Source organism: Roseateles sp., assembly GCF_039595595.1.
Taxonomy (GTDB): domain Bacteria; phylum Pseudomonadota; class Gammaproteobacteria; order Burkholderiales; family Burkholderiaceae_C; genus Roseateles.
In genome coordinates, this window is record NZ_JBCNLG010000050.1 from 1 (window position 1) to 19,159 (window position 19,159).

General features: G+C 70.6%; 11 protein-coding genes. All 11 read left to right on the forward strand.

Annotation, left to right across the window (positions count from 1 at the left end; all coding sequences use genetic code 11):
* Positions 1-354 precede the first annotated feature (354 nt).
* Positions 355-1,617, forward strand: a complete 1,263-nt coding sequence (locus ABDW61_RS25810; RefSeq protein WP_343642891.1) for an ROK family transcriptional regulator — start codon at positions 355-357, stop codon at positions 1,615-1,617.
* On the forward strand, positions 1,614-3,098 hold the full coding sequence (xylB, locus tag ABDW61_RS25815; RefSeq protein WP_343642893.1) for a xylulokinase: 1,485 nt from the start codon (positions 1,614-1,616) through the stop codon (positions 3,096-3,098). Before ABDW61_RS25810 ends, xylB begins: the two co-directional genes overlap by 4 nt.
* A 73-nt stretch (positions 3,099-3,171) precedes the next feature.
* Complete coding sequence (xylA, locus tag ABDW61_RS25820) at positions 3,172-4,488, forward strand: xylose isomerase (protein ID WP_343642895.1); 1,317 nt, start codon at positions 3,172-3,174, stop codon at positions 4,486-4,488.
* A 160-nt stretch (positions 4,489-4,648) separates the two neighbouring features.
* On the forward strand, positions 4,649-7,678 hold the full coding sequence (locus tag ABDW61_RS25825) for a TonB-dependent receptor (protein WP_343642897.1): 3,030 nt from the start codon (positions 4,649-4,651) through the stop codon (positions 7,676-7,678).
* 65 nt (positions 7,679-7,743) lie between these two features.
* Positions 7,744-9,390 carry a DUF5597 domain-containing protein gene (locus ABDW61_RS25830; protein WP_343642899.1) on the forward strand — a complete coding sequence of 549 codons (1,647 nt, stop codon included), beginning with the start codon at positions 7,744-7,746 and terminating at the stop codon, positions 9,388-9,390.
* A 17-nt stretch (positions 9,391-9,407) separates the two neighbouring features.
* Positions 9,408-11,687, forward strand: coding sequence for a hypothetical protein (locus ABDW61_RS25835; protein ID WP_343642901.1), 2,280 nt, complete (start codon positions 9,408-9,410; stop codon positions 11,685-11,687).
* The gene (locus ABDW61_RS25840) at positions 11,684-14,140 is read left to right on the forward strand and encodes a glycoside hydrolase family 95 protein (RefSeq protein WP_343642903.1); all 2,457 of its coding nucleotides are present in this window, start codon (positions 11,684-11,686) and stop codon (positions 14,138-14,140) included. The genes ABDW61_RS25835 and ABDW61_RS25840 overlap by 4 nt, the downstream gene beginning before the upstream one ends.
* Before the next feature lie 45 nt (positions 14,141-14,185).
* Complete coding sequence (locus ABDW61_RS25845) at positions 14,186-15,541, forward strand: GDSL-type esterase/lipase family protein (protein WP_343642905.1); 1,356 nt, start codon at positions 14,186-14,188, stop codon at positions 15,539-15,541.
* A 54-nt stretch (positions 15,542-15,595) separates the two neighbouring features.
* Positions 15,596-17,008 carry a GH1 family beta-glucosidase gene (locus ABDW61_RS25850; protein WP_343642907.1) on the forward strand — a complete coding sequence of 471 codons (1,413 nt, stop codon included), beginning with the start codon at positions 15,596-15,598 and terminating at the stop codon, positions 17,006-17,008.
* An 8-nt stretch (positions 17,009-17,016) separates the two neighbouring features.
* Positions 17,017-18,477 (forward strand): MFS transporter, encoded by a 1,461-nt coding sequence (locus ABDW61_RS25855; protein WP_343642909.1) that lies wholly within the window; start codon positions 17,017-17,019, stop codon positions 18,475-18,477.
* Positions 18,478-18,609: 132 nt separating this feature from the next.
* On the forward strand, positions 18,610-19,159 hold a 550-nt coding region (locus ABDW61_RS25860; protein WP_343642911.1), incomplete at its 3' end, for a cellulase family glycosylhydrolase.

The window sequence follows — 19,159 nt, forward strand, 5'->3', positions numbered from 1 at the left end:
AGCTTCGACGTCTACTTCTGCCATCACAAAGTGCGCACGATCGACTTGTGCCAGGCTGACTAACCTGGATTGGACCTGTTACCCATGTCCTGGCACACCTGTTACCTATGTCCCCGGTCCATACACCTCCGGGGAGAGGGAGGGGAGAGGGGGCTCGCGTCACAGCGCTGCTGCCCTTCGAAGCACCCCCCTCTCCCCTGCCCTCTCCCCCCTCGCGGGGGGCGAGGGAGTTCTATGACCGGGGCCTAGGTGTTTTCCTCCTATTTATTAGTTCGGCGCCCCAACTAATATCATTGTCATGGACGCGCAGGCTGCGCGGACCATACACAACAAGACAAGCAGGAGACAACGCGCATGCAACCCGACGCCGGCGGTGGCCAGCAACTGTTGAAGTCCATCAATCGGATGGCGTTGGTGCGTCACCTGTGCGCGCATCCCGGCCTGTCGCGCGCCGATCTCGCCAATGAGGTCGGCCTGACCAAGTCCACCATCACCAGCCTCGTGCGCGAACTGATCGCCGAAGGCTGGCTGATGGAGAGCAGCGTCGTCGCCACCGGCGACCTCGGCCGCCGCCCCACCCCGCTGTTCATCAGCCCGGACCGCCTGCTGATGCTGGGCGCCGAGGTCGGCATCGACGGCGTGCGCGTCGTCGCGACCTCGCTGACCGGTGAGGTCCGCGCCCGCGCGGTCTCCGGTTACGGCGCCAGCCGCAGCGCCAAGGCCTGCATCGGCGTGCTCGCCACCGTGCTGCTGAAGGTGCGCGCCCAGCTCGACCCGTCGCAGCAGATCATCGGCATCGGCGTCGGCCTGCCCGGCGGCGTGGACGAGGAACGCGGCGTGCTGAACTTCGCGCCCAACCTCGGCTGGCACGATCTGGCCGTCGGGCAACTGCTCAACGAGAAGCTCGACGGCAGCCCCCTCTCCGGCATCCCGCTCTACCTGCAGAACGAAGCCGATGTCGCCGCGCTCGGCGAGATGGAATTCAACGCCGGCTCCCCCGCCGATCCGCTGCTCTACGTCTCGATCAACCAGGGCGTGGGCGCGGGCGTGATCGTCGGCGACCGGCTGCTCACCGGCGCGCGCGGCTTCGCCGGCGAGGTCGGCCACATGGTGCTGCAGATCGACGGCCCGCTGTGCTCCTGCGGCCGGCGCGGCTGCGCCGAAGCGCTGATCGGCATGCGCGCGATGCTGCGCCCCGACGAGGCCGCCGAGCTCGGCCCGCATTCACTGCCCGACATCCGCGGCCGTCTGATCGACGGCGACCGCAAGACCGCCAAGGCGGTGGACTCCGCCGGCCGCTACCTCGGCGTGCTGCTCCAGAACCTGGCGACCGCCTACGACCCCGCCTGCATCGTGCTCGGCGGCAGCGTGGTCGAGCTGGGCGAGGCCTTCCTCGACCCGGCGCTGACGACGCTCAACGACTACGCCTCGGCCGCGGGCCTGGCGCCGACCCCGGTCCGCACGTCGCGCTTCGGCGCCGACGCGGTCGCCGCTGGCGCCGCGGCGCTCGCGCGCTACCGCGTCACCCGCCCGCAGCTGCCGCTGGCCGGCGGCGCACGCGTCAATGCCGCCGCCTCCGCCGACAGCGAAGGCCAGGGCGAGGAGGCCTCGCTGTGAGCCATAACCACACCTTCCTGGGCATCGACCTCGGCACGTCCGAAGTCAAGCTGCTGCTGATCGACGCCACCGGCGCCGTGGTCGGCCGCGCCTCGTCGCCGCTGACCGTCTCGCGCCCTCAGCCGCTGTGGTCCGAGCAGGATCCCGCCGACTGGTCCACCGCCACGACGCGCGCCGTCGAGCAACTGCGCACCACCGCGCCCGAGGCCTTCTCCCGCCTGCGCGCCATCGGCCTGTCGGGCCAGATGCATGGCGCCGTGCTGCTGGATGCCCAGGACCGCGTGTTGCGCCCGGCCATCCTCTGGAACGACGGCCGCAGCCATGCCGAATGCGAGGCCCTGACCGCCGCCGCGCCGCGCCTGCACGAGATCGCCGGCAACCTCGCGATGCCCGGCTTCACCGCGCCCAAGCTGCTGTGGGTGCGCGCGCACGAACCGGAGATCTTCGACCGTGTCCGCACCGTGCTGCTGCCCAAGGACTACCTGCGGCTGCTGCTCACCGGCGAGAAGGTCAGCGACCCGTCCGACGCCGCCGGCACGCTGTGGCTGGACGTGGCGCGCCGCGACTGGTCCGATGAACTGCTCGCCGCCACCGGCCTGACGCGCGCCCACATGCCGCGCCTGGTCGAAAGCAACGCGCCCTCGGGCGTGCTGCGCGGCGAGCTCGCCGCCGCCTGGGGCGTGGCCGGGGACGTCGTCGTGGCCGGCGGTGCCGGCGACAACGCCGCGAGCGCCATCGGCATCGGCGCCACCGCGCCGGGCACCGGCTTCGTGTCCATGGGGACCTCGGGCGTGCTGTTCGTCGTCAACGACCGCTTCCGTCCCAATCCCGCTTCCGCGGTGCACGCCTTCTGCCACGCGCTGCCGCAGCGCTGGCACCAGATGAGCGTGATGCTCACCGCCGCGAGCGCGCTGCGCTGGTTCTGCCAGCTGAGCGGCACGACCGAGACCGCGCTGCTCGAGGAGATCGAGGCGCTCAGCCCGGCCGAGCTGGCCGCCGCGCCGCTGTTCCTGCCCTACCTCGCCGGCGAGCGCACGCCCCACAACGACCCCTTCGCCACCGGCGCCTTCCACGGCCTGACGCACGAGACGCGCCGCGCGCACGCGGGCTACGCGGTGCTGGAAGGCGTCGCCTTCGGCATGGCCGACGGTCTGGCCGCGTTGCGCGCCGCGGGCACCGCGGTGGACCGCCTGTCCATCGTCGGCGGCGGCGCGCGCAGCGGCTTCTGGGCCCAGCTGATGGCCGACGCGCTCGGCGTCGAGATCGTCCGCCACGCCGATGCCGACGCGGGCGGCGCGCTGGGCGCCGCGCGGCTGGGCCGCATGGCCGCCGGCGCGGGCGTCGACGAATCCTGCCCCCCGCCTCCGATCACCGACCGTTGCACGCCCGCGCCCGCGCGGCAGGACGTGCTCGCCCGACGGCTCGCCGTCTTCCGCGCCTTGTACGCGCCGCTGCGCGCGCTGCCGCCGATCCGGCCCTGAGCGCCCCCACCCGAGCGCCTGGCCACGAGGCCCGGCGCCGGCCCCTGCCACGCTTCGACATCGCAGTTCCGCCATGACCAGCTACTTCTCGCACATCGCTCCGATCCGCTACCAGGGCCCCGCCTCCGACGAGGCGCTCGCCTTCCGCCACTACGACAAGGACCGCATCGTCCTGGGCAAGACCATGGCCGAGCATCTGCGCTTCGCGGTCTGCTACTGGCACACCTTCTGCTGGAACGGCCTGGACCCCTTCGGCGGCGGCACCTTCGAGCGCCCCTGGTTCCAGGGCGGCTCGCCGATGGAGCTGGCGCGCCAGAAGGCCGATGCCGCCTTCGAATTCTTCGAGAAGCTGGGCGCCCCCTACTACTGCTTCCATGACCGCGACGTCGCCCCGGAAGGCGCCACGCCCAAGGAGAGCAACGAGAACCTGCTGCGCCTGGTCGACGTGCTGGGCGAGCACCAGCAGCGCACCGGCATGAAGCTGCTGTGGGGCACGGCCAACCTGTTCAGCCACCGCCGCTTCATGTCCGGCGCGGCCACCAATCCCGATCCCGAGATCTTCGGCCTGGCCGCGCTGCAGGTGCGCGATGCGATGGACGCCACCATGCGCCTGGGCGGCGAGAACTACGTGCTGTGGGGCGGCCGCGAGGGCTACGAGACCCTGCTCAACACCGACATGGGGCGCGAGTTCGACCAGATGGGCCGCTTCCTCAACATGGTCGTCGAGTACAAGCACCGCAAGGGCTTCAAGGGCACCATCCTGCTCGAGCCCAAGCCGCGCGAGCCGTCCAAGCATCAGTACGACTTCGACACCGCCACGGTCTACGGCTTCCTGGCGCGCTACGGCCTGGAGAAGGAAGTCAAGGTCAACATCGAGGCCAACCACGCCACGCTGTCGGGCCACAGCTTCGAGCACGAGATCGCCACCGCCGCCGCGCTGGGCATCCTGGGCAGCATCGACATGAACCGCGGCGACGCGCAGCTGGGCTGGGACACCGACCAGTTCCCGCACAACGTGCCCGAACTGGCCATCGCGGTCTATCACATCCTGCAGGCCGGCGGCCTGGGCAGCGGCGGCTTCAACTTCGACGCCAAGGTGCGCCGCCAGTCCATCGACGCCGAGGACCTCTTCCACGGCCACGTCGGCGGCATGGACGTGTGCGCCCGCGCGCTGCTGATGGCCGAGCAGATGATCGTCGACGGCCGCCTGGCGCGCCATGTCGCCGACCGCTATGCCGGCTGGGACGCCGCGCCCGCGCGCGACATCCTGGAAGGCCGCGTCGCGCTGGACCAGCTCGCCGACAGCGTGCTGGCGCGCAACACCGATGTTGCGCCGCGCTCCGGCCGGCAGGAGTATCTCGAGAACCTCGTCAACCGCTTCAACGCCTGAAGCAACAAGCCCGGCGGACCGCGTCGTCCAGCGGCCCGCCGATCCCTGTCCCTTCCCTTCATTCCTTTTCCCGCAGTACCGATCCCGAGCCCGGAAACAGCCTCCCCGCCCAGAGGTCACGCCGTCAGAGCGGACCCGCACCTAACAGACTGGAGACATCATGAGCACTTGCCAGCGAACCGCCGTGTCCCTCGCTGCCGCACAGGCGGCCGTCCTCCTTGGCGGCATGGCCGCCGGTATCGCCTTCGCCCAGGCGGTCCCCGCGCCCAAGCCCGAGCCCAAGCCGGAACCCACCACGCAGATCGAGACCGTCGTGGTCTCGGGCAAGCGCGCCGCGCTCAGCTCGGCGCAGAAGATCAAGCAGAACTCGGACGAGATCGTCGACTCCATCGTTGCCGACGACATCGGCAAACTGCCCGACCGCTCGGTCACCGAAGTGCTGCAGCGCGTCGTGGGCGTCACCATGGACCGCACCATGGCCAAGGGCGACCCCGAGCACTTCTCCGTCGAAGGCTCCGGCATCTCCATCCGCGGCCTGACCTACGTGCGCTCGGAAATGAACGGCCGCGACTCGTTCTCCGCCAACGGCGGCCGCTCGCTCAACTTCGAGGACGTCCCGCCCGAACTGATGGCCGCGGTCGACGTCTACAAGAACCCCTCGGCCGAGCAGATCGAAGGCGCCATCGGCGGTCTGGTCAACTTGCGCACCGCACTTCCGTTCGATTTTGACGGCCTCAAGACAGCGTTGTCACTGCAGACGACGTACTCGGACCTGAAGGAGAAGTCCTCGCCGAGCGCCTCCGGCATGGTGAGCAACCGCTGGAAGACCGACCTGGGCGAGTTCGGCGCGCTGCTCAACATCGCCAGCTCGCGCAGCGGCACGCGCACCGACGCCTTCCAGGTCGAGCCCTACTATCCGCGCACCGACGCGGTGGCTGGCCAGCCGGCCGGCACCACGCTGTGGGTGCCCAAGGGTTCGCAATGGCGCACGCTGGAGTTCGACCGCAAGCGCCAGGGCCTGTACGGCGCGCTGCAATGGAAGAAGGACGACGTCGACTCCAACATCACCTACTTCCGCAGCAAGTACCGGATGCAGTGGGACGAGCGCGCCCTGTTCGCGCAGACCGACCCGTACAAGCTGCAGGTCAGCAACGGCGTGTTCGACGACAACGGCCGTTTCCTCTACGGCACGCTGCGCAACAGCGACGGCTCGCCGGTGAACTTCGGCGCCGACACGCGCAGCGCGTATCGCAACTCGCAGACGCAGGACCTGGCCTGGAAGCTGAACTGGCGCGCCAACGACAAGTGGTCGTTCTCGTCGGACCTGCAGTACATCCGCGCCACCACCGACAGCTTCGATTCCACCGTGGCCACCGGCGCGCAGATGGCCGAGGAGACCGTCGACCTGCGCAGCGGCCGGCCGCAGCTGATCTTCACCGACGCGCAGCGCGCGGCGCTGGCCGATCCGTCGCAGTACTACTGGGCCTTCACGATGGAGCACCAGGACAAGTCCAAGGCGACGGAGAAGGCCTGGAAGGGCGATGCCCGCTACAAGTTCGATGAGGGCTTCCTGCAGGACCTGCGCTTCGGCGTGCGCTTCACCGAGCGCGACGCCACCACCACCAACACGGTGCCGGGCTACAACTGGTCGGCCATCACGCAGCCGTGGCAGGGCGAGATCAGCCACCTGGCCTACCTGAACGATCCGCGCTTCAGCTCGAACGCCTACCTGTACAGCTTCAACAACTTCTTCAGCGGCAAGGCCTCGGTCCCGTCGCTGATCTTCCCGACGGTGGCCACGACCTCCGGCTACCCGGACAGCTACGCGGCGCTGCACAAGTACCACGACATCCTGTGCGCCGAGAAGAACGGCGGCGACGCCTCGTCCTGCGGCACGTGGACGCCGGCCTCCTTCGGCACCGACCCGGCCGGCACCAACAATCAGCGCGAGCGCACGCAGGCCGCCTTCGCGCAGCTGCGCTTCGGCATGGACGACTGGAAGTACCCGGTGGACGGCAACGTCGGCCTGCGCGTGGTGCGCACCGAGTCGCGCGCCGACGGCTACACCGTCTTCACCAGCAAGCAGGTGCCCACGGGCGCGACCGGCGTGCCGGTGCCGGTGATCCCGAACTTCTCGGAAGCCGGCACCTTCAGGAACAGCTACACCGACGCGCTGCCCAGCCTGAACCTGCGGATGAAGGCCAATGAGAAGCTGCAGTTCCGCTTCGCGCTGGGCAAGGGCATTTCGCGGCCGGACTTCAGCCAGCTGCAGGCCTACACGACGATGGCGCAGGACTTCACCTCGACGACGACGAACGGCCAGACGGTGGTGAGCAACGTGACGCAGACCGGCACGGCCTCGGGCAATCCGATGCTCAAGCCGATCAAGTCCACGCAGGGCGACATCACCGCCGAGTGGTACTTCGACCGCACCGGCTCCCTGACCTTCGCGGCCTTCCACAAGCAGCTCAAGGACATCATCCTCAACCAGACCTTCATCAAGCAGATCCCCGACGCGACGGGGCAGATGCAGAACTTCGTCACCACCGGCCCGATCAACGGCGGCAAGGGCCGCGCGACCGGCTTTGAAGTGGCCTTCCAGACCTACTTCGACAAGCTGCCGGGCTGGTTGGCGGGCTTCGGCATCCAGGCCAACTACACCTACGTCGACAGCAAGACCAAGCTCTACGACCCGGTGGGCAGCGCCTACTGCTCGGGCGGCAACTCGGCGTCCAACCTGAACCTCAACCTGAACGGCTGCGACACGGATGGCCGCACCTTCGGCAACCTGCCGCTGCAGAACCTGTCGAAGAACGCGTACAACCTGGCCCTGCTGTATGACCGCGGCGACATCTCGGCACGGCTGGCCTACAGCTGGCGCTCGAAGTACCTGCAGGCGGTCAACGTCAACGGCACGCAGGGCGGCGACGGCACCGACACCAACCCGCAGAGCCCGACCAACGGCCAGCACAACGTGGCCTGGGGCCTGCCGGTGTGGGCGGACTCCTACGGGCAGCTGGACGCGGGCGTGTACTACAAGTTCAACGACCACGTGACCTTCGGTCTGGAGGGCCAGAACCTGACCAACGCGACCTACAAGCAGCTGATGCAGCAGCACTTCGGCACCGTGGGCCGCGCCTGGTTCGACACCGGCCGCCGCTACACGCTCACGGCCCGCATGAGCTTCTGAGGTCCTGGATGACGCCACGTCCCCGCTCCGTCCGCCGGTCGCGGCTGCACGCCGCGATCGCGTCGATGACCGCCCTCGCCGCGCTGTCGACGGCGCTGTCGGCCTCGCTGGCCGGCGCCGCGGCGGCGGCCGAGCCGCCGCGCCTGATCGAGCGTGACGGCCGCCATGCGCTGCTCGTCGATGGCAAGCCGTATCTCGTGCTGGGCGCGCAAGTGCACAACTCGAGCAATTCGGTGGAGGCGCTCAAGCAGGTGTGGCCGGCCGTCGCCGACGCGAAGGCCAATACCGTCGTCGTGCCCGCAGCGTGGGAGCAGATCGAGCCGGCCGAAGGCCGCTTCGACTTCAGCTTCATCGACACGCTGCTGGCCCAGGCGAGGGAGCGCGGCGTGCGCGTCGTCCTGTTGTGGTTCGCGACCTGGAAGAACACCAGCCCGCAGTACGCGCCGGCCTGGGTCAAGCTGGACAACGCGCGCTTCCCGCGCATGCTCGATGAACAGGGCAAGCCCAGCTACTGCCTGTCGCCGTTCGGCGCGGACACGCTGGCCGCGGACAAGCGCGCCTTCGTCGCGCTGATGAGCCACCTCAAGCAGGTCGACGAGGCCCGCACGGTGATCATGGTGCAGGTGCAGAACGAGGTCGGCACCTACGGCCTGGCGCGCGATCACGGCGCGGCCGCGAACCGCGCCTTCGCCGCCCCGGTGCCGGCCGAGGTGCTGCGGCTGCAGAAGCCGCCGGCCGGCGCGGGGCGCAAGGCGGCGGGATCGTGGACCGAGGTCTACGGCGACTACGCCGAGCAGTACTTCCACAGCTGGGCGATCGCGCGCTACATCGGCGAGATCGCGGCCGCGGGCCGCCAGGTCCACGACCTGCCGATGTTCGTCAACAACGCGCTGCGCGACCCGCTCGGGCCGGTGGCGCCGTGGAAATCGGACTTCGCCAGCGGCGGGCCGACCCATGACGTGATCGGCATCTACAAGGCCGCGGCGCCGAAGATCGACATCGTCGGCCCCGACATCTACATGCCGGAGTCGGCCAAGGTCGAGGCGATCCTGTCCCAGTTCCAGCGCCGCGACAACGCGCTGTGGGTGCCGGAGATCGGCAACGCCGAGACCTACGCCCGCTATCACTACGCCATCCTCGGCCGCGGCGCGATCGGGGTGGCGCCCTTCGGCGTCGACTACGCCGACTACAGCAACTACCCGCTGGGATCGCCGCACACCGACGCCCGCATGACCGCCCCGATCACCGCGGTCTACGGCAGCTTCGCGCCGATGGCCTCACAGTGGGCGCAATGGGCGCTGGAGGGCCGCACGCACGGCGTGGCCGAGGGCGACGACCACCAGCCGCAGACGCTCGCGCTCAAGGGCTGGACCGCCAAGGTCAGCTTCGGCGAGTGGCAGTTCGGCGAACGCAGCTGGCCACAGCTGAAGAACGATGCCCCGCCCTCGGCCGCGAAGCCGGGCGGTGGCGTCGCCATCGCGCAGATCGGCGACGACGAGTTCATCGTCACCGGCCAGCGCGCCCGCGTGCGCTTCGAAGCCGACGCTTCGTTCAAGGGCCTGGGCACGATGCTGATCCACGCGCAAGAGGGCCGCTTCGGCGCCGACGGCCGCTGGACCACGCTGCGCAACTGGAATGGCGACCAGGTCGACTGGGGCCTCAACCTTCCGGCGACGCCCACGGTGCTGCGCGTCAAGCTCGGCCGCTACTGATCCTCGAGGAACCGCGCATGCAACGCCGCCGCTTCATCGCCCGCACCGCCGGCCTGGCCGCCGTCAGCGGCGCCCTGCCCGCCGTGCCCGCGCTGTCGGGCGCGCTCGCCGCGACCGTGGCGGGCGGCACCGGCGCCGTGCCCTACGACTGGCGCAGCGTGCCCTTCGGCGGCGGCGGCTTCGTCGACGGCTTCGTCTTCCATCCGCGCGAGGCCGGGCTGCTGTACTGCCGCACCGACATCGGCGGCGCCTACCGCTTCGATCCGAAGGCGCGGCGCTGGTGGCCGCTGCTGGACCACCTCGACAAGGCCGACGCCGACCTGATGGGCGTCCTGAGCGTCGCGGTCGATCCGAATGACGCCGACCGCGTCTACCTGGCCTGCGGCCTCTATCTGCGCAAGGACGTGCGCGATGGCGCGCTGCTCGCATCGAGCGACCGCGGCCGCACCTGGACCAAGCATGAGCTGGGCCTGAAGATCGGCGGCAACTCGCCCGGGCGCGGCAGCGGCGAGCGGCTGCAGGTCGATCCCTGGATGGGCGAGGTGCTCTACCTCGGCAGTTCGCAGGACGGGCTGCTCAAGAGCACCGACCGCGGCCGCAGCTTCCAGCCGCTGCCCTTCCCCGCCAAGCATGTGTCGCTGGTGCTCGTCGATCCGGCGAGCGGCGCCGCGGGCAAGGCGGCCACGCGGATCTACGCAGGCAGCCACGATCAGCCGGGGCTGTACGTCTCCGAGGACGGCGGCCGCAGCTTCGCCCGCGAGCCCGGCACGCCCGCGATGGCGCCGCAGCGCGCGGCGATCGGACCCGATGGCGTGCTCTACGTGAGCTTCGCCGGCAGCGATGCGCCGCAGGCGGTCAACCCGAGCTACGCCTCGCGCGGCGGCGTGTGGAAGCGCGAGTCGCGCGGCGGCAAGGCGGTCTGGACCGAGATCACGCCGGTCAAGCCCGGCCAGGGGCTCAAGGGCTTCGGCTACTCCGGGCTGGACGTGGATCGCCGCCGGCCCGGCCGGCTGATCGTCTCGACGATCGAGCGCTGGCTCGATGGCGACGACCTGTTCCTCAGCGAGGACGGCGGCGCGAGCTGGACCGCGATCGGCGCGCGCTCGAAGCACGACATCGAGTCGCGTCCCTGGCTGGCCAACTACAAGCGCGCGACGCGCCGGCCCGATCCGATGGGGCATTGGATCGCCGACGTGAAGCTCGATCCGCAGGACGGCAGCCGCGCGGTCTATGGCACCGGCTACGGCGTGTGGATGACCGACACGCTGGCCGCGGCGACGAGCGCGCCGGCCGGCACCGTCGCATGGCGCTTCGAGGTCGAGAACCTCGAGGAAACGGCGACGCTGGAGATCAAGAGCCCGTCCGGCGGCGCGACGCTGCTGGCGGCGATGGGCGACGTCTCCGGCGCCGCCTGGGACGACCTGGCGAAGAACCCGTCGACCGGCCTCTTCGCGCCGAGCAACGAGACCAACCGCTCCGTCGACGCGGCGGAGCTGGAGCCGCGCGTGCTGGCGCGTACCTCGGACCACGCGCCGACCGGCGGCTATGTCTCCGTCGATGGCGGCGTGAGCTGGCGCGCCTTCGGCCCCTCGCCGCGCGACGCGAAGAATGCGCAGGGCCATCGCGCGGCGACGGGCATGGTCGCCGTCAGCGCCAAGGGCGGCTTCCTGGTGTGGGCGCCGGAGCGCCAGAGCGCGATGTGGTCCAAGGACAAGGGCCGCAGTTGGGTCCGCTGCGAAGGCTGGCCCGAGGATCGCGACCCGCTGCTGGCACCGATCGCGGACCGCGCGATCGAGGGCGTGTTCTACGTGCTCGACCGCGCGCAGGGACGCGTGCTGACCAGCTTCGACGGCGGCCAGCGCTTCCAGCCGGCCATCGAAGGGCTGTCGCGGCTCGCGGACTTCCAGTACGGGCAGCTGCTGTGCGCGCCCGGCCGCGGCCGCGACCTGTGGCTCGCGCTGCCCAATGGACTCTTCCACCTGCCCGCCGTGGACCAGCCGATGCAGCCGGCCAAGCCGGTCGCCGAGGCCTGGATGATGGCGCTGGGCAAGGCCGCCGCCGGCGCCTCGTACCACGCGATCTACGTCTGGGGCCGCGTGTCGGTGGGCGGCGCCTCGCCGGCCGAGGGCTTGTTCCGCAGCGACGACGCGGGCCAGAGCTTCGTGCGCATCGGCGACGACCTGCATCGCTACGGCCGATTGCTGGCGATGGCCGCCGACCCGCTCGAGCACGGCACCGTGTTCCTCGCGCCGCATGGGCGCGGCGTCGTGGTCGGCAAGCCGAGGGCTTCCACATGATCGGACCGCGCGCCGCCTGGATCGTCCAGCCGCTCGCGCGGCTGATGGCCGCGGCCGCAATGGCCACGGCCGTCGCCGCGGCCATGGCGCCGATGGCGGCAACCGCCTCGGAGCTGCGCCTGTTCGAGCGCGCGCCCGCGCCCGACACGCCCGAGGGCTGGGAGCGCCGCGCGCTGCCGATCGGCAATGGGCGGCTCGGCGCGATGCTGTTCGGCGGCCTGGCGCGTGATCGCGTGCAGTTCAACGAGAACACGCTGTGGACCGGCGACAGCCGCACGATGGGCGCCTATCAGCCCTTCGGCGACCTGGTGCTGACGCTGCCGGGACATGAGGCCGGGTCCGAGCTCGAGGCGGCCGCCTATCGGCGCGAACTCGACATCGGCGACGCGGTCCATCGCGTCAGCTACACGCGCGGCGGCGTCCGCTTCACGCGCGAGGCCCTCGCGAGCCATCCCGCGCAGGCCATCGTGCTGCGGCTGAGCGCGGACCGGCCCGGGCAGTACAGCGGCTCGCTCGCGCTGACCGATCGCCATGGCGCGCGCCTCAGCGCCGAGGCCGCGGCCGGCGCGCGCCTGACGTCGACCGGCGCGCTGCCGAACGGCATGCGCTACGCGGCGCAGGCGCGCGTGATCGCCGAAGGCGGCTCCATCCGCGTCGACGGCGATCAACTCGTCTTCAGCGGCTGCGACGCGCTGACCGTGGTGCTCGGCGCCGGCACCAGCTACCTGCCCGACGCGGCCAAGGGTTTCGACAGCGGCACCGACCCGCTGCCGCGCGTCGCCGCGCAGGTCGACGCGGCCGCCGCCCAGCCCTGGACCGCGCTGCTCGCGCAGCACGTGGCCGACCATCAACGCTTCTTCGCGCGGCTGGCGCTGGACCTCGGGCGCAGCGGCGAGGAGCGCCGCGCGCTGCCCACCGGCGAGCGCCTGCGCCGCTACACGGTCGAGGGCGGCGACCCCGAGCTCGAGGCGCTGCACGCGCAGTACGGCCGCTATCTGCTGATCGCCAGCTCGCGCGACTCGCTGCCGGCCAACCTGCAGGGCCTGTGGAACGACAGCCTCACGCCGCCGTGGAGCTCGGACTACCACACCAACATCAACGTCCAGATGAACTACTGGCCGGCGGAGACGGCCAATCTGGCTGAGATGGCGCGGCCCTTCTTCGGCTTCGTGCAGAGTCAGATCCCGGTGTACCGCCGCGTGGTCGCCGAGACCGCCGAACGCGCGCTGGCCACAGCCGCCGCCGGCGCGGCCAGCGGCGCGACGTCGAGCGAGCCCATTCCCATTGGCGCCCATGCCGGCGAGGCCCGCCCGCCCGAGGAACGCTTCCTGACCGCGCAAGGCCGCCCGGTGCGCGGCTGGACCGTGCGCACCGAGTCCAATCCGTTCGGCGGCATGGGCTACCTCTGGAACAAGACCGGCAACGCCTGGTACCTGCAGCACTTCTGGGAGCATTACGCCTTCGGCGGCGACACGCGCCAGTTGCGCGAGGTCACGCTGCCGCTGATGAAGGAGGTCGTCGCCTTCTGGGAGGACCAGCTCAAGCCGCTGCCTGACGGCCGGCTGGTCGCGCCGATGGGCTGGTCGCCGGAGCACGGCCCGGTCGAAGATGGCGTCAGCTACGACCAGCAGATCCTGTGGGACCTGTTCAACAACGCGGTCGCGGCCGCCGAGGCGGCCGGCAACGAACGCGCGTGGCGCGATCACGTCGCGGCGCTGCGCGACCGGCTCGCCGGTCCGAAGGTCGGCAGTTGGGGCCAGTTGCTCGAATGGCTGGACGAGAAGCGCGATCCCGTGCTCGACACGCCGGGCGACACCCACCGCCATGTGTCCCATCTGTTCGCGCTGTTCCCGGGGCGGCAGATCTCGCCGGTGCGCACGCCCGCGCTGGCGGCCGCGGCGCGCCGCACGCTCCAGGCGCGCGGCGACGCGGGCACCGGCTGGTCGATGGCCTGGAAGATGGCGTTCTGGGCGCGGCTGGGCGACGGCGACCACGCCTACCGCATGCTGCGCGGCCTGCTGGCCACGCCCGGCGCCCGCGCGGCGGAGCAGGCCGGCCCCGGCACCGAGTCCAACAACGCCGGCGGCACCTATCCCAACCTGCTCGACGCGCATCCGCCGTTCCAGATCGACGGCAACTTCGGCTACACGGCCGCGGTCATCGAGATGCTGCTGCAGTCGCATGCCGGTGAGCTCCAGTTGCTGCCCGCCCTGCCCGCCGCCTGGCGCGAGGGCCACGCCAGCGGCCTGCGCGCGCGCGGCGGCATCGAGGTCGATCTGGCCTGGTCCGCCGGCCGCGTGACCGCGGTCACGCTGCGCGCGCCGGCGGCATCGGCCGAGGGCTTCTCTGGCACGCGGCGCGTCATCGTGCGCGCCGGCCCGCGCCGCGTGACCCTTCAGCTCAAGCCCGGAGAGACGCGGCGCCTCGATGCCCGGCTCCGTCCGGTCCGATGAACCCGGCGCTCTGATCGATCCGCCCCCCCCCATTTCCTCGACACCATGAAGCTGAGCCCGATCCTCCTGTCCGCCTCCGCCGCCGCGCTGTCCTGCCTGGCCCCCGGCGCACGGGCGGCCGATGCGCCGCCGGCGGCGCCCGCCGATGAGCTGCGCCTGTTCGTCGGTCAGCCGATGAAGGGCTACCAGCTGACCATCGGCGACTTCGAACGCAGCGCGCCGCTGACGGGCGACCGCGCCGAGGCACCGCCCGCGCCGGCGTCCCCGGCCCAGGCCCAGCCCTCCACCACGCGGATCTCGGCGCGGCGCAGTGGCAAGGACGGCGCGCGCGACGCGGTCACGATGACCTGGCAGGACGCCTGGTACGCGAGCCTGCGCGTGACCGGCGGCGCGCCGCTGGACCTGCGCCCCTACCTCGCGCACGGCACGCTGGAGTTCGACATCGACGTCAAGGACCTGCACCAGGGCGGGCTCTCGTTCAAGCTGGCCTGCGGCGACGGCTGCGAGCGCAAGGTCAACCATCTGCTGCCGGGCCGCGCGCTCGAGGGCAAGGGATGGCAGCGGCTGTCGTTCGCGCTGTCGTGCTTCCATCGCGAGGGCGACGACTTCAGCCGCGTCACGCTGCCGTTCTCGGTCGAGACCGGCGGACGCGGCGAGCTGTCGATCGCCAACGTGCGCGTGCTGCGGCGCGGACGGGCCAACGCGGTCTGCGCGGACTACCGCACCGAGTCGGTCACGCCCTCGCCGCTGCTGCAGTCCTGGTCGCTGGACTGGTGGATGCCGCGCCACGAGCAGAAGCTGGCGGAGATCCGCGCGATGCGCGCGGCGGGCAGGAACCCGCAGGTCGTGTTCATCGGCGACTCCATCACCCAGGGCTGGGAAGACGCGGGCAAGGCCGTCTGGGCCGAGCACTACGCCCGCTACGACGCGCTGGCGCTGGGCTTCGGCGGCGACCACACCGAGAACGTGCTGTGGCGCCTGCAGCACGGGGAGATCGATGGCATCGCGCCCAAGCTCACCGTGCTGATGATCGGCACCAACAACACCGGTGACCGGCAGGACGCGCCGGCCGCCACCGCCGCCGGCATCCGCCGCCTGATCGACGAGATCCGCATGCGCCAGCCCGCCAGCAAGATCCTGCTGCTGGCGATCTTCCCGCGCGATCCCAAACCCGATGGCCGCGCACGCGTGCTCAACAACGAGATCAATGCGCTGATCCGCGGCTTCGCCGATGGGCAGGCCGTGCACTTCCTGGACATCGGCGCGGCGCTGACGAATCCCGACGGCACGCTCTCGCCCGAGGTCATGCCCGACTGGCTGCACCCGAACGAGAACGGCTACCGCCTCTGGGCGCAGGCGATGAAGCCGACGCTGACGCGCCTGCTGGACGAATCCCGCTGAGCAGCCGCCACCGCGCTGCCCTCCCCCTTCCACCCTGACATCACGAGCAGTCCCTTGAGTTCCACCACCGCCTCCTCCCTGTCCTCGCCGCTGACGACCCTCACGCCGCTGCCGGCGTTCGGCTACGCCACGCCCTTCCCCGACACCTTCGTGTTCGGGGTGTCCGCCTCCGCGCCGCAGATCGAGGGCGCCGCCTTCGAAGGCGGCAAGGGCGAGTCCAACTGGGACCGCTTCAGCCGCCAGCCTGGCGCCGTGCACGACGGCGACACGCTGGACGTGGCCGTCGACCACTACCACCGCTTCGACGAGGACTTCGCGCTGATGGCCTCGCTGGGCCTGAAGGACTACCGGATGTCGATCGCCTGGCCGCGCATCATTCCGGACGGCACCGGCGCGGTGAACGAGGAAGGCATCGCCTTCTACCGCCGGCTCTTCGCCAGCCTGCGCAAGCACGGCATCACGCCATGGGTGACGCTGTTCCACTGGGACCTGCCGATGGCGCTGGAGGAGCGCGGCGGCTGGACCTCGCGCGAGACGGTCGACGCCTTCGCGCGCTACGCCGAGGTCGTCGTCAAGGCCTTCGCCGATGACGTGAAGCACTGGATCACGCTCAACGAGATCCGCTGCTTCACGATGCTGGCCTACGGCTTCGGCACCAAGGCGCCGGGCCGCCGCGAGCCCGAGGCGGTCGTCAACCAGACCTACCACCACGCGATCGTGGCCCATGGCCACGCGGTGCGCGCGGTGCGCCTGCACGGCGGCGCCGGCGCCAAGGTCGGCCTGACCGACAACTGCGACGTCAGCGTGCCGGTCAGCGAAAGCCCCGAGGACATCGCCGCCGCGACCGCCTGGTTCCGCGACCGCAACGCCCACATCCTGGGCGCGATCCACGCGGGCCACTATCCCGAGTCCTACCTGCAGCGCGTTGGCGACGCGGCGCCCAAGGTGCTGCCGGGCGACTTCGAGCTGATCAGCCAGCCGACCGATTTCCTCGGCCTGAACATCTACACGGGCCACTACGTGCGGGCGGCCGGCAACGCGGCCGGCTATGAGCAGCTCGCGCTGCCGAAGAACTACCCGCGCGCCGATCCGCCGTGGCTGCACCTGGTGCCGCAGTCGATGTACTGGGCGCCGCGGATGGTGGCCGAGCTCTACGGCCACCGCTCGATCTACATCACCGAGAACGGCTGCGGCTACGACGACGAGCCGGTCATCGGCGGCGAGTGCCACGACCTGCACCGGCGCGACTTCCTGCGCGGCCACCTGCGCGAGCTGCATCGCGCCATCGGGGACGGCGTGCCGGTGGACGGCTACTTCCTGTGGTCCTTCATCGACAACTTCGAATGGGAGGACGGCTACCAGCGGCGCTTCGGCATCGTGCATTGCGACTACGGCACGCAGGTCCGCACGCCCAAGCTGTCGGCGCGCTACTACGCGCGGATCGTCCAGGAACGCCGCATCCTCTGAGGACCGCCATGAGCGCCACCAGTCTGACCTCCTCCGACGCCGGCACCGCGCCGGCACCGCACGTGATCCGTCCCGCCGACCGCGTGCCGATGCCGCAGAAGGTCGGCTACGGGCTCGGCTCGATGATCGACCTGTGGGGCCACTGGCTCTACGCGTCGCTTGCCTTCCACGTCTTCAACGTGTTCCTGGGCGTCGCGCCGGGCCTGATCTCGACGGCGCAGATGATCAAGATCTTCATCGACGCCGCGTCCGATGCGATCTTCGGCTGGATCTCCGACAACACCCGCACGCGCTACGGCCGGCGGCGGCCCTTCATCCTGGTCGGCGGCGTGCTGGCGGGCGTCGGCCTGCCGCTGATGTTCGCCGTCGGCCGCGGGTGGACGGACATGCAGTACTTCACGTTCATGGTCATCTCCACCGCCATCTACGTGCCGGTGATGAGCTGCTTCAACATGCCGTGGCTGAGCCTGGGCTCGGAGATGACGCCGGACTATCACGAGCGCACCAACGTGATGTCCATCAAGAACGCGATCCAGAAAGCGCCGGAGCTGGCGATGTTCTTCGCCGCGCAGTTCACGACGCTGGCGTGGTTCCATGGGGCGGACGGCAAGCCCGACATCCTGCGCGGCGCGCAGACCTACTGCGCGCTGCTGGGCGCGGTGATGGTGGCGGTGTCCATCGTGATGTTCATGACGGTGCGCGAGCGCTACTACGAGAAGCTGGTGGCCCACTCGCAGACGCACATCCCCTTCGCCGACACGCTGTGGCGCACGCTGCGCTGCCGGCCGTTCCGGCACATCCTGGGGATGATGCTGGCTTACGGCATCGGCACGGCGATGGTGTCGGCGCTGGGCTACTACGCCACCGTCTACTACGTGTGCAAGGGCGACATCGCGCTGGCGACCAAGTGGAACACCGCGATGGGCGTGGCCGGCATGGTGTTCGGCTTCATCGGCATCCCGTTCTTCAACTACATCGCGCGGCGGCATGGCAAGCGCGCGGCGCTGGCGCTGGTGCTGTCGCTGGCGATCTGCGCCTTCATCGGCGACTGGTGGCTCTACGACCCGGAGCGCCCCGCGCTGCAGCTGCTGGCCTGCGGCTTCGTCGCCTTCACCGGCGCGGGCTTCTGGACGCTGTATGGATCGACCGTGGCCGACGTCATCGACTACGACGAGCTGCAGACCGGCCAGCGCCGCGAGGGCTCGTTCGCGGCCTGCCAGTCGTGGATTTCCAAGGTCGGCATCGCGCTGGGCGTCGGCGCGTCGGGCTGGATCCTGCAGTTCACCGGCTTCGATTCGAAGTTGCCGGTGCAGAGCGAGCACGCCATCTTCATGATCCGCATCCTGTTGTCCGGTATCCCGGTGCTGGGGCTGCTGCTGGCGCTGATCTCGGTGTCGCGCTTCGAGCTGACCGAGCGTGGCATGGCCGAGATCCGCACCCGCCTGGAGGCGCAGCGCGGCGCGGTCTGAAAGTCCTTTGACTGCACGCCGGCCGCGGGGCCGGCGCTCGGCTTCTCTGCTGTCTATCGAGTTTTCCAGAGTCCTCACCGGACCATGCGCGCACTGGCGCGCATGCCCACCACAACTCACGGAGACAAGACGATGAAGGCAAGAACCCTGGCCGCGCTGCTGATGGCGGCGACCGGCCTGACGAGCGGATGGGGGGCGAGCGCGCAGAGCTGCTCGCCGACGGCGATCAATCCCTACGTCAGGGTCGGGAGCGGCGCCTGGAGCAACACCTCGTCGGCGACGGTGGCCGCGGGTGGCACGCTGACGCTCGGACCGCAGCCGACCAGCGGCGGATCCTGGGCCTGGTCCGGCTGCGGCGCGTCGGCGACCACGCGCGAGCTGGGCCTGACCGCGAAGGCCAGTTGCACGGCGGTGGCCACCTACACCAACAGCTGCGGCGCGAAGTCCACCCAGAACTTCGCGATCACGGTGCCCGGCATGCGGGACCTGACCAGCCTGCAGCTGTCCAAGCTGATGGGGGCGGGCTGGAACCTGGGCAACTCGCTGGAGGCCATTGGCGGCGAGACCGCGTGGGGCAATCCGGCGGTGACGCAGTCGATGTTCAACGCGGTGAAGGCGGCGGGCTTCAAGACGGTGCGCATCCCGGTGTCCTGGAAGCAGTACGCCGATGCCAACGACAACA

What these genes read in the sequence shown, in the direction of transcription:
- ABDW61_RS25825 (WP_343642897.1), top strand. Translation starts at nt 4,649, where the DNA reads ATGAGCACTTGCCAGCGAACCGCCGTGTCCCTCGCTGCCGCACAGGCG.
- ABDW61_RS25845 (WP_343642905.1), top strand. Translation starts at nt 14,186, where the DNA reads ATGAAGCTGAGCCCGATCCTCCTGTCCGCCTCCGCCGCCGCGCTGTCC.
- ABDW61_RS25840 (WP_343642903.1), top strand. Translation starts at nt 11,684, where the DNA reads ATGATCGGACCGCGCGCCGCCTGGATCGTCCAGCCGCTCGCGCGGCTG.
- ABDW61_RS25810 (WP_343642891.1), top strand. Translation starts at nt 355, where the DNA reads ATGCAACCCGACGCCGGCGGTGGCCAGCAACTGTTGAAGTCCATCAAT.
- ABDW61_RS25835 (WP_343642901.1), top strand. Translation starts at nt 9,408, where the DNA reads ATGCAACGCCGCCGCTTCATCGCCCGCACCGCCGGCCTGGCCGCCGTC.
- xylA (WP_343642895.1), top strand. Translation starts at nt 3,172, where the DNA reads ATGACCAGCTACTTCTCGCACATCGCTCCGATCCGCTACCAGGGCCCC.
- ABDW61_RS25830 (WP_343642899.1), top strand. Translation starts at nt 7,744, where the DNA reads ATGACCGCCCTCGCCGCGCTGTCGACGGCGCTGTCGGCCTCGCTGGCC.
- ABDW61_RS25855 (WP_343642909.1), top strand. Translation starts at nt 17,017, where the DNA reads ATGAGCGCCACCAGTCTGACCTCCTCCGACGCCGGCACCGCGCCGGCA.